A 16,491-nucleotide genomic window follows, 5' to 3' on the forward strand; every position below is an offset into this window, starting at 1 on the left:
TTAGGCGATAAAGTTCTGTTGTAAAAGCAGAATGATTATGATATGATAGCCCTGTCGATACATATATATACAAGTTGACAAAATACGAATTTTTCCTGTTGAAAAATCAGTGAAAATAACATACACTGTTTAAAGAAAATTGACCGGGGAAACGATAACGGAGGAAAACATTATGGCTTTTAATATTGCAGTTGCAGGCAAAGGTGGCGTTGGTAAAACAAGCCTTACCGGTATGCTTATTGAATATTTAGTTGCAGAAGGTATGGGTCCTATTTTAGCAGTGGATGCCGATGCCAATGCAAACCTTAACGAAGTGCTCGGGGAAGAAGTAGAACTTTCCATTGGCGAGATCAAAGAAGAAGTGAATCATGCCGAAATGAATGGTGTACCACTGCCTCCAGGCGTGACAAAAACCGACTTTTTAAGACTGCGTTTAAACCAGGCAGTTGCCGAAGGAAATGGTTATGATCTACTGGTTATGGGTCGCAGCCAGGGTGCCGGCTGCTATTGTTACGTTAATGGAATCCTGAAAACTCAAATCGATATGCTGGCAGGCAATTATCAGTATATCATCGTTGATAACGAAGCCGGGATGGAACATCTAAGTCGGGGAACCCTCGGTAGAATCGATATGCTCATTCTTGTCAGCGATTGTTCCCGTCGCGGGATTCAGGCCGTTGGCCGAATCAAAGAGCTGATTACTGAGCTTAAATTGAAAGTACCAGTCATTAAACTGATCGTCAACCGGGCGCCAGATGGCATTTTAAACGAAGGAACAGCCGAAGAAATTAGAAATCAGGGTCTTGATCTCATTGGTGTTGTACCACTCGATCAAAATGTCTTTGAATATGACGCCTATGGCAAACCACTGGTTCAGCTACCCGCTGATTCACCAGCCAAGGTTGCCTTAAGAGATATTGTCAACAAATTGGAAATTATCAAAAACGGCAAAAAATAGATCTGAAATAATAAACGGGGCTGTTTGGCAGCCCCTTTAGACGGAAACTGCGGAAAAGGGGAGATTGTTAAATGAAAAAGGTACGATTTAATATTAAAGGAAAAAGATCGGTTGATTTAATTGCAAGCGATGGAGAAAACTTACTGGAAGCTGCCAGAAGAGCCGGGGTCATGATTGACTCACCATGTAGCGGGAATGCAACCTGCGGTAAATGCAAGGTGAAAATTGCATCGGGTCAGGTTAAAACAGAAAAAAGCAGACATATTTCCGAGGAAGAAATGGCCAATGGGATCGTTCTTTCCTGCAATGCTACCATCATTGAAGATATCGAGGTGGAAGTGCCAGATTTAGCCTCCTCTTTTGTAAACGAAATGCAAATCACTGATCTATCAATCAACGAAAATAAAAACATCAAATATGTGCGCAAGAAAATGATCAAAGAAGGAATGACCAATGCCAGCCGGCTCTGGTCAGAAATCATTCAATTGCCATGCCCCAATATTGAGGACAACAGTGCCGATGAGGATCGGCTGAAACTCTATTTTAAACAGAATTTAGGCTATCTAGATATTGCCATCAGTTTGAATGTGATGAAAAAACTGCCGGATGCCTTTAGAAAAAATGACTTTTTAATTGAAGTCGTCTATTTAAAACGCCGGGATGTGGCTGAAATTCTCGATGTTAAACCGGCAAACAGCGAAAAATCGGTGCTATACGGGATCGCTTTGGATATTGGAACAACTTCCGTGTCGGCCTGTCTGGTGGATATGAACACCAATGAGATTTTAACAAAAGCCTCAATGGGAAATGCCCAGGTTAAGTATGGGGCTGATGTTATCAACCGGATTGTCTACTCTGAAAAGCCTGGCGGATTAGAAAATCTTCGTCATGCCATTGTCGACGAAAGTATCAATAACCTCATTGAAAAGTTGGTTAAAACAGTCGGCATCAACAAAGAAGATATTTACGAGGTCTGCGCTGCCGGAAATACTACCATGAATCACCTGTTGCTGGGATTGAACCCGGATTATTTAAGACGGGAACCGTTTATCCCAGCGATTAATGACATTCCCGAAATGAAATGTGCAGAATTGGGGATCAATGTTAATCCGGAAGGAAAAATATATCTGGCGCCATCCGTTGCCAGCTACGTTGGCGGAGATATTACCGCCGGGGTCTTTGCCGTGCCGGTGTGGATGCGGGAAGACTTTACGATGCTGGTAGATCTGGGAACAAATGGCGAAATTGTATTTGGCAACAAGGACTTTTTAATGACCTGTGCCTGTTCGGCCGGACCAGCTTTTGAAGGCGGAGAAATCAGCTGCGGTACAAGGGCAGTGCCTGGTGCCATCGAACAAGTCACCATCAATGATGAAGATCTGAGACCTTTTTATAATACCATTGGTCATGTCAGCCCGGTGGGAATCTGTGGTTCGGGAATCATCGACTTAATTTGTGAAATGAAGCGAACCGGTATTATCAACGGTAAAGGTCGAATGGAACGAGACCTGAACCATCCCCGGATTAAATTTGATGAATACGGGATTGGCCAGTATTATCTCTATTCCAAAGAATTGGATAATGGTTCCAAAGATATATATATTACTGAAATTGACATCGACAGCTTTATCAAGGCTAAAGGAGCAGTGTTCTCTGCTATTTACATTTTGATGGAAAGTCTCGATATGCCTATTGATGTACTGGAAAACATTTATGTTGCCGGGGGCATTGGGACCAATCTGGACATCACCAATGCGATTGCTCTGGGGATGCTGCCAGATATACCGGTGGAAAAATATTTCTATATTGGCAACAGCTCGATGCAGGGATGTTACCTGGCTCTGACCCTCAGTGAAGGAAAAGACAAGATCCGGGAGATCTCTCAGAATATGACTTATATGGAATTAAGCGTTCATCCGACCTATATGGATGAGTTCATTTCGGCATGCTTTATTCCCCATACCAATATGAATTTATTTCCGTCACTGGAAAGCTAACACGGAAAACTAACATAGGAGATTTTTAATGGAAAATACATTACGGGATGAAACCGCAATTGAAGAGAAAAGAAAAGATAAAATACCCTACGAACACTATAAGGGTCTGTTAAAAGACCAGGATCCCCTGACGATCGCGCAAAACAGTACCTGTCCCTATGATGAAGCAGGCAGCTTTTTTACCGCTACCCTGATGGGAACCCCTTACAAGGTTGCCTATCCTCAGGGTGATGTGACCGATATGGACGGACAGGACTTTGATAATTATAAACTGAAAACCATGATTTTACGTTACCTGATTAATGCCAAAGGGGTTAAGGCCACTGGCGAAAATATTGCCTATCGGGATGTCTCCGGCGGAAATATTTATTATCCCTGCTTTGAAGGCCGTTGTTTAAAACGTTTTGCCTTCACCTTTAACTATAATCTTGACGGTTTAAAAAATGCGATGGCTGTGTTGGGTGCCGAACCACAAAAAATCGGTGATCTTTCATGGCGTTTTGAAGTCATTAATAATATGTTCATGACAGTTATTCTGTGGATTGGTGATGATGAATTCCCGCCAGAAGCACAAATACTATTTGATGCCAATTTCCCCAGTGCCTTCAGCGCCGAGGATATGGCCGTGATGGGTGATATTTTTATCCCGGCATTAAAAGAACTCAGCAAAAAATAATGAAACAATCAAAAATACTTGATATTGATCCTCATTTTTCGGAAAGTAGTTATGTCGTCAATCGCGATTTGTTTAAAAATTTCGATCCCGTTGACATGAGCAAAAAATCGTTTTGCCCCTATGATCCGAAAAATGGGCGGTTTGAAATGACCGTCCTTGGTGAAACCTATTTTGTCGACCACCCCAGTGGCATGGTTTTGAATGCCCGGGGGGAGGAATTTGATAATTATTCCATCAAAATTTTTATTCTCAGATATTTAATGAATGCTAACGGAAAAGAAGCGACCAATCAATTGATCAGTTTCAAAGAGTTTCCGGATGGCCCGATATATTATTCAAATTTTCATAAACGCTGCATTCAAGTTTTCGCACAAATAGGCAACGAAATGCCGGAGCATCTTAAAAACTACATGAGTTTGCAAAAAGCCGTGATCTTTGGCAAAGGAGATCTTTCCTGGCAGTTCACGGTGACACCCGGAGTTGATATCGTCTGGATTTTATGGTTTGGCGATGATGAGTTTGAAGCAGAGGGTCAGATATTATTTGATAAAAAATTAACAGACGTCTTCAACATTAAAGATTTAGCAATTTTAGGGGATGTTTTAATGATTTCGTTGAAAACCTTTACTTTCTCTTTAGACTCTAAAAAAAATTAGGATAAATTTTAGAAAAATGCCGAAAATTAATTGACAAACTTTTAACTAATATAGTACAATCTGTGTATACTTATATATACAGGTAAAAAGCTGTAACATATGTAATGGTTTTAATTTGGTTTTAAAGTGTCATGCTTTGAAATAAATATTTTGAAAAAAGGTAACAGGTTAGGAGGAAACAAAAAAATGCCATACAAAAAAGCAGAACAAAAATTTAGTGGCAAGATCAACGTATGTGAGATAGGTGTAGGAGATGCAGCTATCAGCATAGGTGGAGAAAACTCATTACCATTCTTAGGTACTGAAGGGTTCAAGACCGCAGTTGGAATCGCAATCTCAGACGTAACAGATGAGTGGTCTGATTGCTTTGGAACAATTTACGGTGATGATCTTAAAAACCCAGCAGCTTTAGCAAAAGCAGCAGTAGAAAAATCAGGTGCTGATTTCTTGTTGATTAAACTTGAAAGTGCAGATCCAAACGGCGCTGACAATTCAGTAGACAATTGTGTCGCAACAGCTGTAGCAGTAGAAGCTGCAATCAACGTACCTTTAGTTGTAGAAGGATGTAAAAACGCCGAAAAAGATGCTAAGTTACTGGAAAAAGTAGCCCAGGCTCTTGAAGGAAAAAATGTTGTTTTATTCTCTGCAGTAGAAGATAATTACAAAACAATCGGTGCTGCCGGCGGAATGGCTTACGGCCAAAAAGTATCAGCTGAATCCGCAGTAGATATCAACCTTGCAAAACAATTAAACATCTTATTAACACAGCTTGGTGTTAAGAGCAAAGATATCATCATGGATGTCGGAACAGCAGCGGCCGGTTACGGTTTTGAATATGTTGCTTCAACCATGGATCGTATTCGTTTAGCAGCCTTAGGTCAAAACGATGAAGCTTTACAGATGCCAATTATCACCAACGTTTCTAACGAAGCATGGGGAGTAAAAGAAGCTGTTTCCACCCTTGAAGATGCACCAGAATGGGGCGATCAGGAAGCACGCGGTATTGGTATGGAAGTTACTACAGCTTCTGCTTGTGTTGTTGGCGGATCAAACGCTATCATCGTAAGACATCCAGAATCAGCTAAGGCAATCAAAAGCTTAGTTGCTGGAATCATAGGTTAGGAAAGGAAGGCGAATACAAATGGCAGTAAAAGGTTTAGATATTTTTAAACTCACTCCTAAAACAAACTGTAAAGAGTGTGGTTTCCCAACATGTATGGCTTTCTCAATGAAAGCAGCTACCGGTGGTGTTCCCATCGAAAAATGTCCATACATTTCAGAAGAATCTAAGGAATTATTATCAGAAGCAACAGCTCCTCCAATGAAATCTATCAAAGTTGGCGCTGGCGAAACTGAAAAAACTCTTGGTGGCGAAACTGTATTATTCAGACACGAAAAAACATTAGTAAACAAAAACTTATTTGCAGTTGAATTATCAGATGCAATGAGCGATGCTGATGTGGATGCAGCTTGTGCTAAATTACAAAAAGTTAACTATGAACGAATCGGCGAAATGATGGCCGTTGAAGTCGTTGCCGTACGTTTTGCTTCTGATGCAGCAAAATTTGCAGCTTTAGTTAAAAAAGTAGCAGAATGCGGCAAAATTCCAATGATCGTTACTGTTGATGCTGAAGTAGCAAAAGCAGCGGTTGCAGGTGCTGGCGCTGGCGCAATTATCATGGGTGCAACCAAAGATAACGCAGCAGCAATGGTAGAAGTAGCTAAAGCGGCAGATGCTGTTCTTGGTGTTTCTGCAGATAGCATTGAAGCATTACACGATTTAGTAGAAGAAATCGAAAAACTGGGCTACAAAAAGCTAGTATTAAACGTAGGCGAAACTTCTATCAAAGAAGCTTATGCAAATGCAGTTGATATTCGTACCGCAGCAATTAAAGGCAATGACCGTTCATTCGGATACCCTTCTGTAGTATTTGCTAACAAACTGGCAGCTGGTAACACTAACCTGCAAATTGCTTTAGCATCTGCGTTTGTTCTTCGATATGGTTCAATTATCGTTATGGAAGAAATGGACTTCAATGCCGCTTTACCACTGTTTGGTTTAAGACAAAACATCTTTACAGATCCTCAAAAACCAATGCGTGTTGAACCTAAGGTATATGAATTCAACAAACCAACTGGTAAAGATCCAGTTCTGGTAACTGTTGACTTCGCATTATCCTACTTTGTTGTTGCTGGTGAAATCGAACGATCTAAAGTTCCTGCTTACTTGGCAATTCCAGATGCTGGTGGTTACTCAGTTCTTACTGCCTGGGCTGCTGGTAAATTCGGTTCTACCGTTATTGCTAACTTTATTAAAGAAGCAGATGTTGCCAGCTTAACTACATCTCGTAAGTTAATCTTACCTGGTAAAGTTGCTGTTCTTCAGGGCGATTTAGCTGAATTACTGCCTGAATGGGAAGTAATCGTTGGACCAAACGAAGCAATGCAATTACCTAAGTTCTTAAGAGATATGCAAGCATAATATCAATCTGTGCTCGGGGTTATTCCCGGGCACACCTAAAATATTTTTTTCAATTTGAAAGGGGAACAATATGTCAAAATTCATGGTTATTGGTGAAAGAATTCACTGTATTTCTCCAGCAATTCGTCAGGCATTCGCAGATAGAAATCCAGAGCCAATTCTTTTAAGAGCAAAAGAACAATTAGAAGCTGGTGCAGACTACTTAGATTTAAACATCGGACCTGCTGAAAGAGGCGGCGAAGAGTTAATGCAATGGGGCGTAAAATTACTCCAGGAAAACTTCGATAATGTGCCAATTGCGCTTGATACAGCTAACATGAAAGCGATTGAAGCTGGTATCCAGGTTTATAACCGATCAAAAGGAAAACCAATCGTAAACTCTGCAGATGCAGGTGACCGTATTGAATATGTCGATTTAGCAGCTGCTAATGATGCCATGGTTATCGCTCTATGCTCAGCAGAAGGCGTACCTGCAAACAATGACGAACGTATCATGTACTGTTCACAATTATTGGAACGTGGTATGGAACGTGGTATGGAACCAACAGATTTATGGTTTGATCCATTATTCATCGTTATCAAAGGAATGCAAGATCAATTAGTTGATGTTTTAGAAGCAATCCAAATGATCACTGACATGGGCTTGTTAACAACTGGTGGATTAAGTAACGTATCTAACGGTGCGCCAAAACATATCCGTCCATTATTAGACTGTGCTGTTTTAGCAATGGCTATGCAATGTGGATTCAGCTCGGCAATCGTTAATCCTTGTGACAAACGATTAAGAGAAACAATCGTAGCTTGCGATATTATCAAAAATAATATCCTTTATGCAGATTCAGTACTCGAGTTCTAGAAAATACCTTTATAAATTAAAATAGGTATTTGAAAATACTCTTAAAAAAAAGCCCCCGACCACTATTCATCACTTGCCGCACAAGATAAGATGAAGGTCAGGAGCAAACAACTATGTATAATGTATCACTCACCTACATTGTATAACATTTAACAATGTTTGTAAAGGGATTTTTCTCTTAATTTGAACTTTTTTACAAATATGCAAAAAAAATGATAATACGAAACAGGTGCGTTGATATAAATTATAAAATTTAGAGAGGTAGAAAAAAATATGAGCAATGAAATTTTGAATTATGATAAGGTTGCTGAAGCATCTTTAGCGAAAGCTCAAAGAGATGGCGCAGAAACAATGTGGGATCGCCGTGCCGCCCAAAAAACCCAATGTGGTTTTGGAGAAGCAGGGGTATGTTGTAGAATTTGTGCAATGGGTCCATGTCGTGTAAGTCCAGTTCCTGGAAAAGGCGCTGAAAGAGGTATTTGTGGAGCTAATGCAGACACAATTGTAGCAAGAAACTTTGCCAGAATGGTAGCTGCAGGAACATCTGCCCATTCAGATCATGCCCGCGATATCGTCCATGCGATGCATAACACAAAAGCTGAAGGACCTTTTAAAGTTCGTGATGAAGCTAAATTACGACGAATTGCTAAAGAATGGGATGTAGTTGATGCTGATACCAAAGAAACATACGCATTAGCCCATGAAATGGCTGACATCGCCCTTGAAGAATTTGGTAAACCTTTCGGAACACTTCGATTCTTAAAAAGAGCTCCACAAGCTCGTCAGGATATCTGGGCTCGTGAAAAAATTGAACCTAGAGCGATTGACCAGGAAGTTGTAACATTAATGCATTCAACTCATATGGGTTGTGCTGCAGATTACGAAAGTATCTTCCGACGTGGGATGAGAACTGGTATGTCTGATGGATGGGGCGGTTCCATGATTGGTACCGAATTCTCGGATATTCTTTACGGAACACCAACAGCAAGAGCTTCTTCTTCAAACTTAGGTGTTATCGATGCCGAAATGGTTAATATCCTGATCCATGGTCATGATCCTAACCTCGCTGAAATGGTTGTACTGGCTGCTCAAAACCCAGAAATGATCGAAATGGCTAAAGCTAAAGGTGCTAAAGGCATTAACATCGTGGGTATGTGTTGTACAGGTAATGAAATGACCATGAGACATGGTATTAAAATTGCCGGTAACTTCTACCAACAGGAAATGTGTATCATCACTGGTGCTATTGAAGCTGTTGTAGTAGATGTTCAATGTATCTTCCCAGCACTTCCAGAACTGGCAAAAACATACCATACCCGATTCATCAGTACCTCACAAAAAGCAAAAATTGCTGGTGATATGTACATTGAGTTCTCAGAAGAAACTGGTCTAGCCAATGCTGCCGAAATCGTTAAGATAGCAGTAGAAAACTTCCCGAATAGAGATGCAGCTAAAGTTGAAATCCCAGACATCAAGCAAGATACCATGGTTGGTTACTCTGTAGAAACCATTATCGAGCATTTAGATGCAGTTGTTAACTCTCAATTAGAAGACAAACTGGGAACCGTTAAACCATTAACTGATGTTATCTATGCAGGTGTTATTCGTGGAGCTGCTGGTGTTGTTGGTTGTAATAACCCTAAACAACAACATGACTATGCTCATATCACTGTAATGGAAGAACTAATCAAACGTGACGTAATCTGTGTTGTTACAGGTTGTGCTGCTCAAGCTGCTGCTAAAGCCGGTTTATTAACATTAGAAGCAAAAGAAAAATGTGGTCGTGGACTATTTGAAGTCTGTGAACGTGTAAACATTCCACCAGTTCTTCATATGGGTTCTTGTGTAGATATCAGCCGTATCCTGCATATTGTAAACTTATGTGCCGATGTTCGAGGAATTGATCCTGCTTTATTACCAGTTGTTGGTATTGCACCAGAATGGATGTCAGAAAAAGCCGTTGCGATTGCTAATTACGTAGTCGGTTCTGGTATCAATACATACCTGGGAATTATTCCACAGGTATTAGGATCACCAAACTTCACAAAATTAATGACTGAAGATGTTCAGGAATTTATCGGCGCTCACTTCGTATTTGAAAAAGATCCAATCGTCATGGTTGATAAAATCATGGAAGATATGGAAGCAAAACGAGTTGCTTTAGGTATTTAATTAAAAAAGATAGACAGGTGAAAAAATGAAGATAGCATTAACAGGAAAAGGCGGGGTTGGAAAAACAACCATCTCAGCAAGTTTAAGCCGATATTTTGCCGATGAAGGATATAATGTATTAACCGTTGATGCTGATCCCGATGCGAATCTTGGCCTTGCCCTGGGCATGTCCGAGGAAATGATTGCCGAAATTGTTCCCATTTCAGAAATGAAAGATCTTGTGGAAGAACGAACTGCTGCCGATACCGGCTCCTTTGGTTCAATGTTTAGAATGAACCCCGAAGTAGCTGATATTCCAGAGCGTTATGCCAAAGAGTTTAATGGGGTCAAACTTTTAACCATGGGAACCGTAGACACCGGAGGATCCGGTTGTGTATGCCCTGAGCATGTCTTATTAAAAATGCTCATGAGCCATTTGGTTTTATACCAAAAAGATGTGGTGATCATGGATATGGAAGCTGGCATTGAGCATTTGGGTCGTGGTACTGCCGGCGCAGTCGATGCGTTTATCGTCGTCGTTGAGCCAGGCGTCCGTAGCATTCAGACGTTTCACAAAGTTAAATCCATGGCAATGGATATTGGTGTCAAACAAGTTTATGTTATCGGAAATAAAATCCGTAATAACGGAGATATCGCCTTTATTACTGAAAAAGTCGGAGCTGAAAACATCATAGGTTTTTTAAACTATCGGGATGCCATTTCAGAATCTGATCGCAACAATCAATCACCCTATGACGATCCGGTTATGAAGGAAGACATTGCCGTTCTCGGTAAAAAAATTCTGGCGATTGTCGAAGAAAAGAAAAAATAACAAAATTAGTACTAAACTTAAATGAGAAATCAACAAAAATCTAATGTTAATTGAACTAATCTAAGGAGGAAAAAGTCCATATGAATATGAATCTTTTTGATATAATTTACGACGGTCAAGCCCAATACCTTCAACGTGCTGAAGAAATGGTTGCCAAAGTCGTTGCTGAAAAGGGAAAAGAAACACCAGTGAAATTCCCCGCTACTGCCTATGCTTTACCTTGTATTTATGCTATTACCGGTAAAAAAGTTACCAATGTAGGTGAACTGGAAGAAGCTTTAGCACTTGCTAAAGAAAAAATCCACCGAACAAATTACCTGCAAGATGCTTTAGATGCTGGAACCGCTTCAGCAATGTTGGCTGAAATTATCGAAGCAGTTAAATACGTTTATGATGAACATCCATACGCTGGTCGTACGGTTGAAGACTTAAACACAGCAGATGTACGTTACTTAGGCCATATCACTGATGCTGAAGTACGTAACTTCGGTGTGCCACTGGTAACCGGAGATATCCCAGGGGTTGCTGTTATTATCGGCGAATGTAAAGACGCTGAAACACTTGCTGGAATCGTTAAAGATTACCAGGGTAAAGGCTTACTGACTTTCATGGTTGGTAAAGTTATTGACCAGGCGATTGAACAAAAAATTAAAATGGGTATTGATCTTCGAGTTATTCCTTTGGGATACGAAATTGAATCAGTTATCCACGTTGTATCAGTTGCGATTCGTGCCAGCTTAATCTTTGGTGCGACACCTCCAGGCGACTTCCTGGCTCACAGAACTTATACAAAAAACCGTGTACAAGCGTTTGTTAACGTATTTGGACCATGGGATAACAAAATTATTGCTGCCGGTGCTGCTGCTATCGAATTGGGCTTCCCAGCAATCACAGAAACATTCATCAACGAAGTACCAACCTTATTATTACACCAACCAGACAACAGCAAAGTAGTAGCTACTTCTTTAGAAGTTCGTAATATCAAAATCAAAGTTACCGAAATCGATTGTCCAGTTGCTGTTTCTTCAGCATTTGAAGGCGAACGTGTTCGTAAAGATACCATGTTTGCTGAATTCGGCGGAAACAAAACTGAATGTTGGGAACTTGTTACAACCGGCGATTTAGCTGAAATGGAAGATCACAAAATTACCGTTGTTGGACCAGATATCGATGACGCAATGTTCGAAGGCAAAGACGTTGTACGTTTACCGATGGGCGTTGTTGTTAAAGTTGCTGGTAAAGCAATGCAAAAAGACTTCGAAACCGTACTTGAAAGACGTATCCATTACTTCACAAACTATATTGAAGGCGCAATGCATGTTGGTCAAAGAAACATTGCCTGGATCCGTTTAACAAAAGAAGCATTTGAAAAAGGCTTCCGTTTAAAACATATCGGTGAAGTATTATACGCAAAAATGCGTTCTGACTTTGATAAAGTTGTTGATAAATGTGAAATCACCATTTACACCAACGCTGAAGATGTAAAACGACTTGGCGAAGAAATGGTTAAACCAATCTATGCTGAACGTGACGAACGTATGGGCTCCCTGACAGATGAAAGTGTTGATGAATTCTACACCTGTTTATTATGTCAATCATTTGCTCCAAGCCACGTTTGTGTTGTTACACCTGAACGTTTAGGTCTTTGTGGTGCCGTTTCCTGGTTAGATGCTAAAGCAACTAAAGAATTGGATCCAATGGGACCAAATCAACCAATCGTTAAAGGCGAAGCTAATGACGAACGTTTAGGAACCTGGGATTCAGTAAATGCCGAAGTAGCTCGTACTACACAGGGTGCTGTTGAACAAGTAACTCTTTACTCTATCCTTGAAGATCCAATGACTTCTTGTGGTTGTTTCGAATGTATCTGTGGTATTATGCCAGAAGCTAACGGTGTTATTATTGTAAACCGTGAGTTCCCTGAAACTTCACCAGTAGGTATGACTTTCGGTGAGTTGGCTTCTATGACCGGTGGTGGGGTTCAAACTCCAGGCTTCATGGGTCATGGTCGATTCCTGATCGGTTCTAAAAAATTCATGTCAGCTGAAGGCGGTTTATCACGAATCGTTTGGATGCCAAAAGAATTAAAAGATGATGTCGCAGAACGTTTAAATAAAGCTGTCAAAGAAATGACCGGAATTGAAAACTTCGCAGACATGGTTTGTGATGAAACAATCGCCAGCGATTCTGAAGCAGTATTAGAATTCTTAGAATCAAAAGGACATCCAGCACTCGCAATGGATCCAATTATGTAATAAATTTTGACCTGAGTCAAAAACTATAACATGCCTGAAGGCAGAGCACAGACGTGTTCTGCCTTTTTTTCTAAACAAATATAAAAATTAATGATAGTTTAGATTAATTCTTGATAGACTATAGTTTTATTAAGTAATGAGTGTTATAATCATAACAAATTTTAGATCAACAGGAGGTAATAATATGTGCAATAATAAAGAGCTTCACAGTCATGGTGAACATCACGACCATGAAGAAGGTCATCCTCATAGCGGAGCCACAACTCACGATCATCAACACCCTCATCCTCACGGTGACCAAGAAGGACATGAACATGCTCATGAACATGACCACGAACACGATCACACTCATAGTCATGCCCACAGTGATGACCATGATCATGGCAGCGAACATCCCCACGAAGCAGAGCACGAACATGACCATGCTCATAAACACGCTCATCCTCACCCCCATAAACATGAGCATCCTCATGCTCATGAAGGACAGGATCATGCCCATGGTCACGAGCATCCTCACGGGCATGAACATCCCCATCCTCATGGCCACGGTGATGGACATTGCGGGAACCATGCCAAAAATGGTGCTGGCTGCTGTCATGGCGTTGATGTCGAAAATAAAGATATTGAAATTTTAGGTCTGTTACTGGAACATTGGGTCGCCCATAATCAGGATCACGCCATGGAATACAATACCTGGGTTGAAAAAATGAACCGCCTGGGTAAAAATGACGTCGCTGAATCACTTATTGAAGCGATCGCATTGATGAGAGAAGCTGATAAACATTTGGTCGAAGCCAAAAAAGAATTGAATTGATGGTCGTAATTAAGATTAAAGAGTTATAGTAAAAGCAGTCACCCCTTAGCTTGTGTTAAGGGGCGGACTGTGTTAAAATAGCCTCAATTAAAAAGAAAGGAGACTGAGAACATGTGTGAATCTTCAGCTTATATGATTACTCCTGAAGGAGAAACAAAGATAATGGACTATGTTGTTGATATCGTTCCAAACGACGATGGCAGCTTAACCCTGTCCGATTTATTGGGTGGTACAAAAATTGTTCAAGGAAAACTCAAAGAAGTAAAACTTCTTAACCACAAAATTATTATTGAAGGAACAACGGTTTAGCCGATGAACATTGTAGTGCTAGATGGTATGGGCGGAGGCATTGGATCTCGAATTGTGGGTATTCTGAAAGATGAAATACCGCCGTATATTGAAATATATGGATTGGGAACCAATGCGCTGGCCACTGCGGCCATGTTAAAAAAGGGAGCCAATAAGGGCGCTACCGGAGAAAATGCGATTGCCGTTACTGTTAGGAAAGCCGATTTTATTATCGGATCAATAGCGATGACGATTCCAAACTCGATGATGGGAGAAGTCACACCGAAAATGGTTGAAGCCATTGGAAACAGTGATGGATTAAAAATCTATATTCCGATTATGCCGGAAAATCACCATATTGTTTCACTGGAAGAAAAACCATTATTACTCCAGATTCGTGAAGCCGTATCGTTGATTAAAAAAGAACTTAATTTAGGAGAAGTGTAGATGGATACTAAATTAAATATGGACAAGGAAACAGATATTTTTAAGGTGTTTCTGGCTCATTGGATCAATCACACCGGAGACCATATTGAAGGTTATCGGGAGTGGGCAGAAAAATTAAAGGGAACGTCCAAAGATAATGTGTCCCAGGAAATATTTCTGGCAATTGATAAAATGCGGGAAGCGCAAAAGAAGATCATGGAAGCGAAGTTACGCTTCTGACGATTAGGATCGTATTTAAAATTAGTAGCGTATTAAAAAAGGTCTTAATAAAATTGATACAACCCATGCTTGAAAGCAGGACTTTTTGTTCTGTCTTTTTTTTGTATTAATATAATAATAAGCAGATGGAGAGAATCATTGTCAAAGTAGGAGTCCCCGGAAAAATGGTAAATTTTTCCGGGGATTTTTTATAAAAAGTTATGTGGATTTTTAGAGATGGTGTATAATGAAGGTATGAAAAAGTTAAAGAAGGTTTAAAAATGCGGATAAAAGATAAAAAGCGTTTTATTATTGCATGTGGCGGATTGGCAACAATCCTGATTCTGGTCATTGTGGTCTTGACCATCAGTTTTTGGCATCGCAATGAAACCCAGGCAGAAGCTGATCGCAAGAAAGATTCACAGACAACAACACAAACGGCAACAACAGCAAAAGAGACGGAACCGGTAACAAATACCCAGCCAGCTGTAACTGAACAGCCAGCGCAAACAGAAACCAAAGAAGAAATAAAAACCGCTACGACAGTCAATACAACTGGCGCAGACAGTATCACAATACTGGTTAACAAGAATCACAGTATTTCGGCCAGCTATATGCCGAGTGATCTGGTTACGGTTGATTTGCCATCGACTCGAGATACGCAGCTGCGAAGTGTCGCTGCCGAGGGGCTGACGAAGCTGTTTAAGGCGGCCGAGGGTGCCGGCCTAGCATTATCCTGCTGCTCCGGTTATCGTTCCTATGAAACCCAGTCCGAGCTGTACGCCTGGAATGTGGACACCTATGGGGTTGATGGTGCCGAATTGGTCAGCGCCCGACCAGGAATGAGTGAGCACCAATTGGGTTTAGCCATGGACGTGACCAGTGCTTCGGTCGGTTATGATCTGCTAGAAAGTTTTGGAACAACGTCAGAAGGGCAATTCATCAAAGAAAACGCCCACAAGTACGGGTTTATTGTCCGCTATCCGCAGGGTAAAACCGATATCACTGGTTATGCCTACGAACCCTGGCATCTGCGCTATTTAGGTGCTGATGTGGCGACGGCGATTTACAATAGCGGCAAAACCATGGAAGAATACTATGGTACAAATTAAGCGATTGGTCTGAGATAAACAAAAAGTGGAAAAGGATATCTTCGCTGATATCCTTTTTGATTGGGTTTTATCTGATTTTAGCAGAATTGTAGCCGAAAAAAAACTATTTTCAAAAAATCGAATGTTTGATATAATAAGCAGGTATTTCGTGCGCCCGTAGCTCAGGTGGATAGAGCAGTAGTTTCCTAAACTGCGTGCCGGAGGTTCAAATCCTCTCGGGTGCACCATAAAAATTCTGACGGCGATGGCCGTTTTTTTTATGGACTAGATTTACAGGTGAGATCAGTTTGCAATGATTTTGTAAATTATTGATTAAGTCGATAAAACCTATTGCAAAGTGTAATAACAAGGTTTATACTTCATACAGTTATCAAGCGCTAGAGATATCTTTAATCGGGGAGAAAATATGGAAAATTATCAGAAGGTTTTAATTGTCTGCGGACTTCTTTTATTGTTTGCCTTGGTATCTCCAGTCATTATTGCCTGGATTAGTGTGATTCTTTCACCAATTATTACAACGGCAGGTGTGGTTGCGATTATTTTTATGGCGACGGTGATCATTGCCTGGTTTGGAAAAATTGGCCGTAAATAGACGACTGACGGGCAATTGCTTTTTGGCAGCCAGGCGACTAGTACAGCATTGCAAAAATGTCTGTGAATTAAATTGTTAATGGTACTCCTGCATAGGTCCATTTAAAAGGATGAGCCGTAAGGTTGTATTGTTCCACGAATTTTTGGATGCTTTTCATTAATTCTGCTATGGAAGAAT

16 protein-coding genes and 1 tRNA gene are annotated in these 16,491 nt (G+C 40.6%); all 17 read left to right on the forward strand.

The features are described 5' to 3' along the window. Positions 1–172 precede the first annotated feature (172 nt). The 17 genes from Q7J41_RS08105 to Q7J41_RS08185 all read left to right on the forward strand — a co-directional run bounded on the left by Q7J41_RS08105 (position 173) and on the right by Q7J41_RS08185 (position 16,314). Positions 173–958, forward strand: coding sequence for an AAA family ATPase (locus Q7J41_RS08105; protein ID WP_304886968.1), 786 nt, complete (start codon positions 173–175; stop codon positions 956–958). Positions 959–1,029: 71 nt separating this feature from the next. Continuing rightward, positions 1,030–2,955: a corrinoid activation/regeneration protein AcsV gene (acsV, locus tag Q7J41_RS08110; protein ID WP_304886970.1), complete on the forward strand. Its 1,926-nt coding sequence runs from the start codon at positions 1,030–1,032 to the stop codon at positions 2,953–2,955. Positions 2,956–2,983: 28 nt separating this feature from the next. Then, entirely contained in the window at positions 2,984–3,631 is a 648-nt protein-coding gene (locus Q7J41_RS08115; RefSeq protein WP_304886972.1) for a DUF3786 domain-containing protein, read from the forward strand. Then, positions 3,631–4,287 (forward strand): DUF3786 domain-containing protein, encoded by a 657-nt coding sequence (locus Q7J41_RS08120; RefSeq protein ID WP_304886973.1) that lies wholly within the window; start codon positions 3,631–3,633, stop codon positions 4,285–4,287. The genes Q7J41_RS08115 and Q7J41_RS08120 overlap by 1 nt, the downstream gene beginning before the upstream one ends. Positions 4,288–4,473: 186 nt before the next feature. Continuing rightward, on the forward strand, positions 4,474–5,409 hold the full coding sequence (acsD, locus tag Q7J41_RS08125) for an acetyl-CoA decarbonylase/synthase complex subunit delta (RefSeq protein ID WP_304886975.1): 936 nt from the start codon (positions 4,474–4,476) through the stop codon (positions 5,407–5,409). A gap of 19 nt (positions 5,410–5,428) precedes the next feature. After that, positions 5,429–6,769: an acetyl-CoA decarbonylase/synthase complex subunit gamma gene (acsC, locus tag Q7J41_RS08130; protein WP_304886977.1), complete on the forward strand. Its 1,341-nt coding sequence runs from the start codon at positions 5,429–5,431 to the stop codon at positions 6,767–6,769. 70 nt (positions 6,770–6,839) lie between these two features. Then, a complete protein-coding gene (gene acsE / locus Q7J41_RS08135; RefSeq protein WP_296561548.1) occupies positions 6,840–7,625 on the forward strand; it encodes a carbon monoxide dehydrogenase/acetyl-CoA synthase methytransferase subunit in 786 nt (261 codons plus the stop codon). Between the two features lie 273 nt (positions 7,626–7,898). After that, complete coding sequence (cooS, locus tag Q7J41_RS08140) at positions 7,899–9,797, forward strand: anaerobic carbon-monoxide dehydrogenase catalytic subunit (protein WP_304886978.1); 1,899 nt, start codon at positions 7,899–7,901, stop codon at positions 9,795–9,797. 25 nt (positions 9,798–9,822) lie between these two features. After that, positions 9,823–10,608: an AAA family ATPase gene (locus Q7J41_RS08145; RefSeq protein ID WP_304886980.1), complete on the forward strand. Its 786-nt coding sequence runs from the start codon at positions 9,823–9,825 to the stop codon at positions 10,606–10,608. Positions 10,609–10,694: 86 nt separating this feature from the next. Continuing rightward, positions 10,695–12,863, forward strand: coding sequence for an acetyl-CoA decarbonylase/synthase complex subunit alpha/beta (gene acsB, locus Q7J41_RS08150; RefSeq protein ID WP_304886997.1), 2,169 nt, complete (start codon positions 10,695–10,697; stop codon positions 12,861–12,863). A 184-nt stretch (positions 12,864–13,047) separates the two neighbouring features. After that, entirely contained in the window at positions 13,048–13,677 is a 630-nt protein-coding gene (locus Q7J41_RS08155) for a hypothetical protein (RefSeq protein WP_304886983.1), read from the forward strand. A 111-nt stretch (positions 13,678–13,788) separates the two neighbouring features. Then, positions 13,789–13,986: a CooT family nickel-binding protein gene (locus Q7J41_RS08160; protein ID WP_186894093.1), complete on the forward strand. Its 198-nt coding sequence runs from the start codon at positions 13,789–13,791 to the stop codon at positions 13,984–13,986. Between the two features lie 3 nt (positions 13,987–13,989). Beyond that, positions 13,990–14,412, forward strand: a complete 423-nt coding sequence (locus Q7J41_RS08165; RefSeq protein WP_304886986.1) for a DUF3842 family protein — start codon at positions 13,990–13,992, stop codon at positions 14,410–14,412. After that, on the forward strand, positions 14,413–14,631 hold the full coding sequence (locus tag Q7J41_RS08170) for a hypothetical protein (protein WP_304886988.1): 219 nt from the start codon (positions 14,413–14,415) through the stop codon (positions 14,629–14,631). 260 nt (positions 14,632–14,891) lie between these two features. Continuing rightward, positions 14,892–15,722: a D-alanyl-D-alanine carboxypeptidase family protein gene (locus tag Q7J41_RS08175; RefSeq protein WP_304886990.1), complete on the forward strand. Its 831-nt coding sequence runs from the start codon at positions 14,892–14,894 to the stop codon at positions 15,720–15,722. 150 nt (positions 15,723–15,872) lie between these two features. Beyond that, positions 15,873–15,949 (forward strand) — tRNA-Arg (locus Q7J41_RS08180). Between the two features lie 179 nt (positions 15,950–16,128). Further along, positions 16,129–16,314 carry a hypothetical protein gene (locus Q7J41_RS08185; protein ID WP_304886992.1) on the forward strand — a complete coding sequence of 62 codons (186 nt, stop codon included), beginning with the start codon at positions 16,129–16,131 and terminating at the stop codon, positions 16,312–16,314. The last annotated feature ends 177 nt before the right edge of the window (positions 16,315–16,491 follow it).

It is taken from the genome of Acetobacterium sp. (genome assembly GCF_030652775.1).
Classification (GTDB): domain Bacteria; phylum Bacillota; class Clostridia; order Eubacteriales; family Eubacteriaceae; genus Acetobacterium.

Excerpts from the sequence above, each read along its gene's own strand:
- Q7J41_RS08105 (WP_304886968.1), top strand. The coding sequence starts at position 173 with ATGGCTTTTAATATTGCAGTTGCAGGCAAAGGTGGCGTTGGTAAAACA.
- acsV (WP_304886970.1), top strand. The coding sequence starts at position 1,030 with ATGAAAAAGGTACGATTTAATATTAAAGGAAAAAGATCGGTTGATTTA.
- Q7J41_RS08115 (WP_304886972.1), top strand. The coding sequence starts at position 2,984 with ATGGAAAATACATTACGGGATGAAACCGCAATTGAAGAGAAAAGAAAA.
- Q7J41_RS08120 (WP_304886973.1), top strand. The coding sequence starts at position 3,631 with ATGAAACAATCAAAAATACTTGATATTGATCCTCATTTTTCGGAAAGT.
- acsD (WP_304886975.1), top strand. The coding sequence starts at position 4,474 with ATGCCATACAAAAAAGCAGAACAAAAATTTAGTGGCAAGATCAACGTA.
- acsC (WP_304886977.1), top strand. The coding sequence starts at position 5,429 with ATGGCAGTAAAAGGTTTAGATATTTTTAAACTCACTCCTAAAACAAAC.
- acsE (WP_296561548.1), top strand. The coding sequence starts at position 6,840 with ATGTCAAAATTCATGGTTATTGGTGAAAGAATTCACTGTATTTCTCCA.
- cooS (WP_304886978.1), top strand. The coding sequence starts at position 7,899 with ATGAGCAATGAAATTTTGAATTATGATAAGGTTGCTGAAGCATCTTTA.
- Q7J41_RS08145 (WP_304886980.1), top strand. The coding sequence starts at position 9,823 with ATGAAGATAGCATTAACAGGAAAAGGCGGGGTTGGAAAAACAACCATC.
- acsB (WP_304886997.1), top strand. The coding sequence starts at position 10,695 with ATGAATCTTTTTGATATAATTTACGACGGTCAAGCCCAATACCTTCAA.
- Q7J41_RS08155 (WP_304886983.1), top strand. The coding sequence starts at position 13,048 with ATGTGCAATAATAAAGAGCTTCACAGTCATGGTGAACATCACGACCAT.
- Q7J41_RS08160 (WP_186894093.1), top strand. The coding sequence starts at position 13,789 with ATGTGTGAATCTTCAGCTTATATGATTACTCCTGAAGGAGAAACAAAG.
- Q7J41_RS08165 (WP_304886986.1), top strand. The coding sequence starts at position 13,990 with ATGAACATTGTAGTGCTAGATGGTATGGGCGGAGGCATTGGATCTCGA.
- Q7J41_RS08170 (WP_304886988.1), top strand. The coding sequence starts at position 14,413 with ATGGATACTAAATTAAATATGGACAAGGAAACAGATATTTTTAAGGTG.
- Q7J41_RS08175 (WP_304886990.1), top strand. The coding sequence starts at position 14,892 with ATGCGGATAAAAGATAAAAAGCGTTTTATTATTGCATGTGGCGGATTG.
- Q7J41_RS08185 (WP_304886992.1), top strand. The coding sequence starts at position 16,129 with ATGGAAAATTATCAGAAGGTTTTAATTGTCTGCGGACTTCTTTTATTG.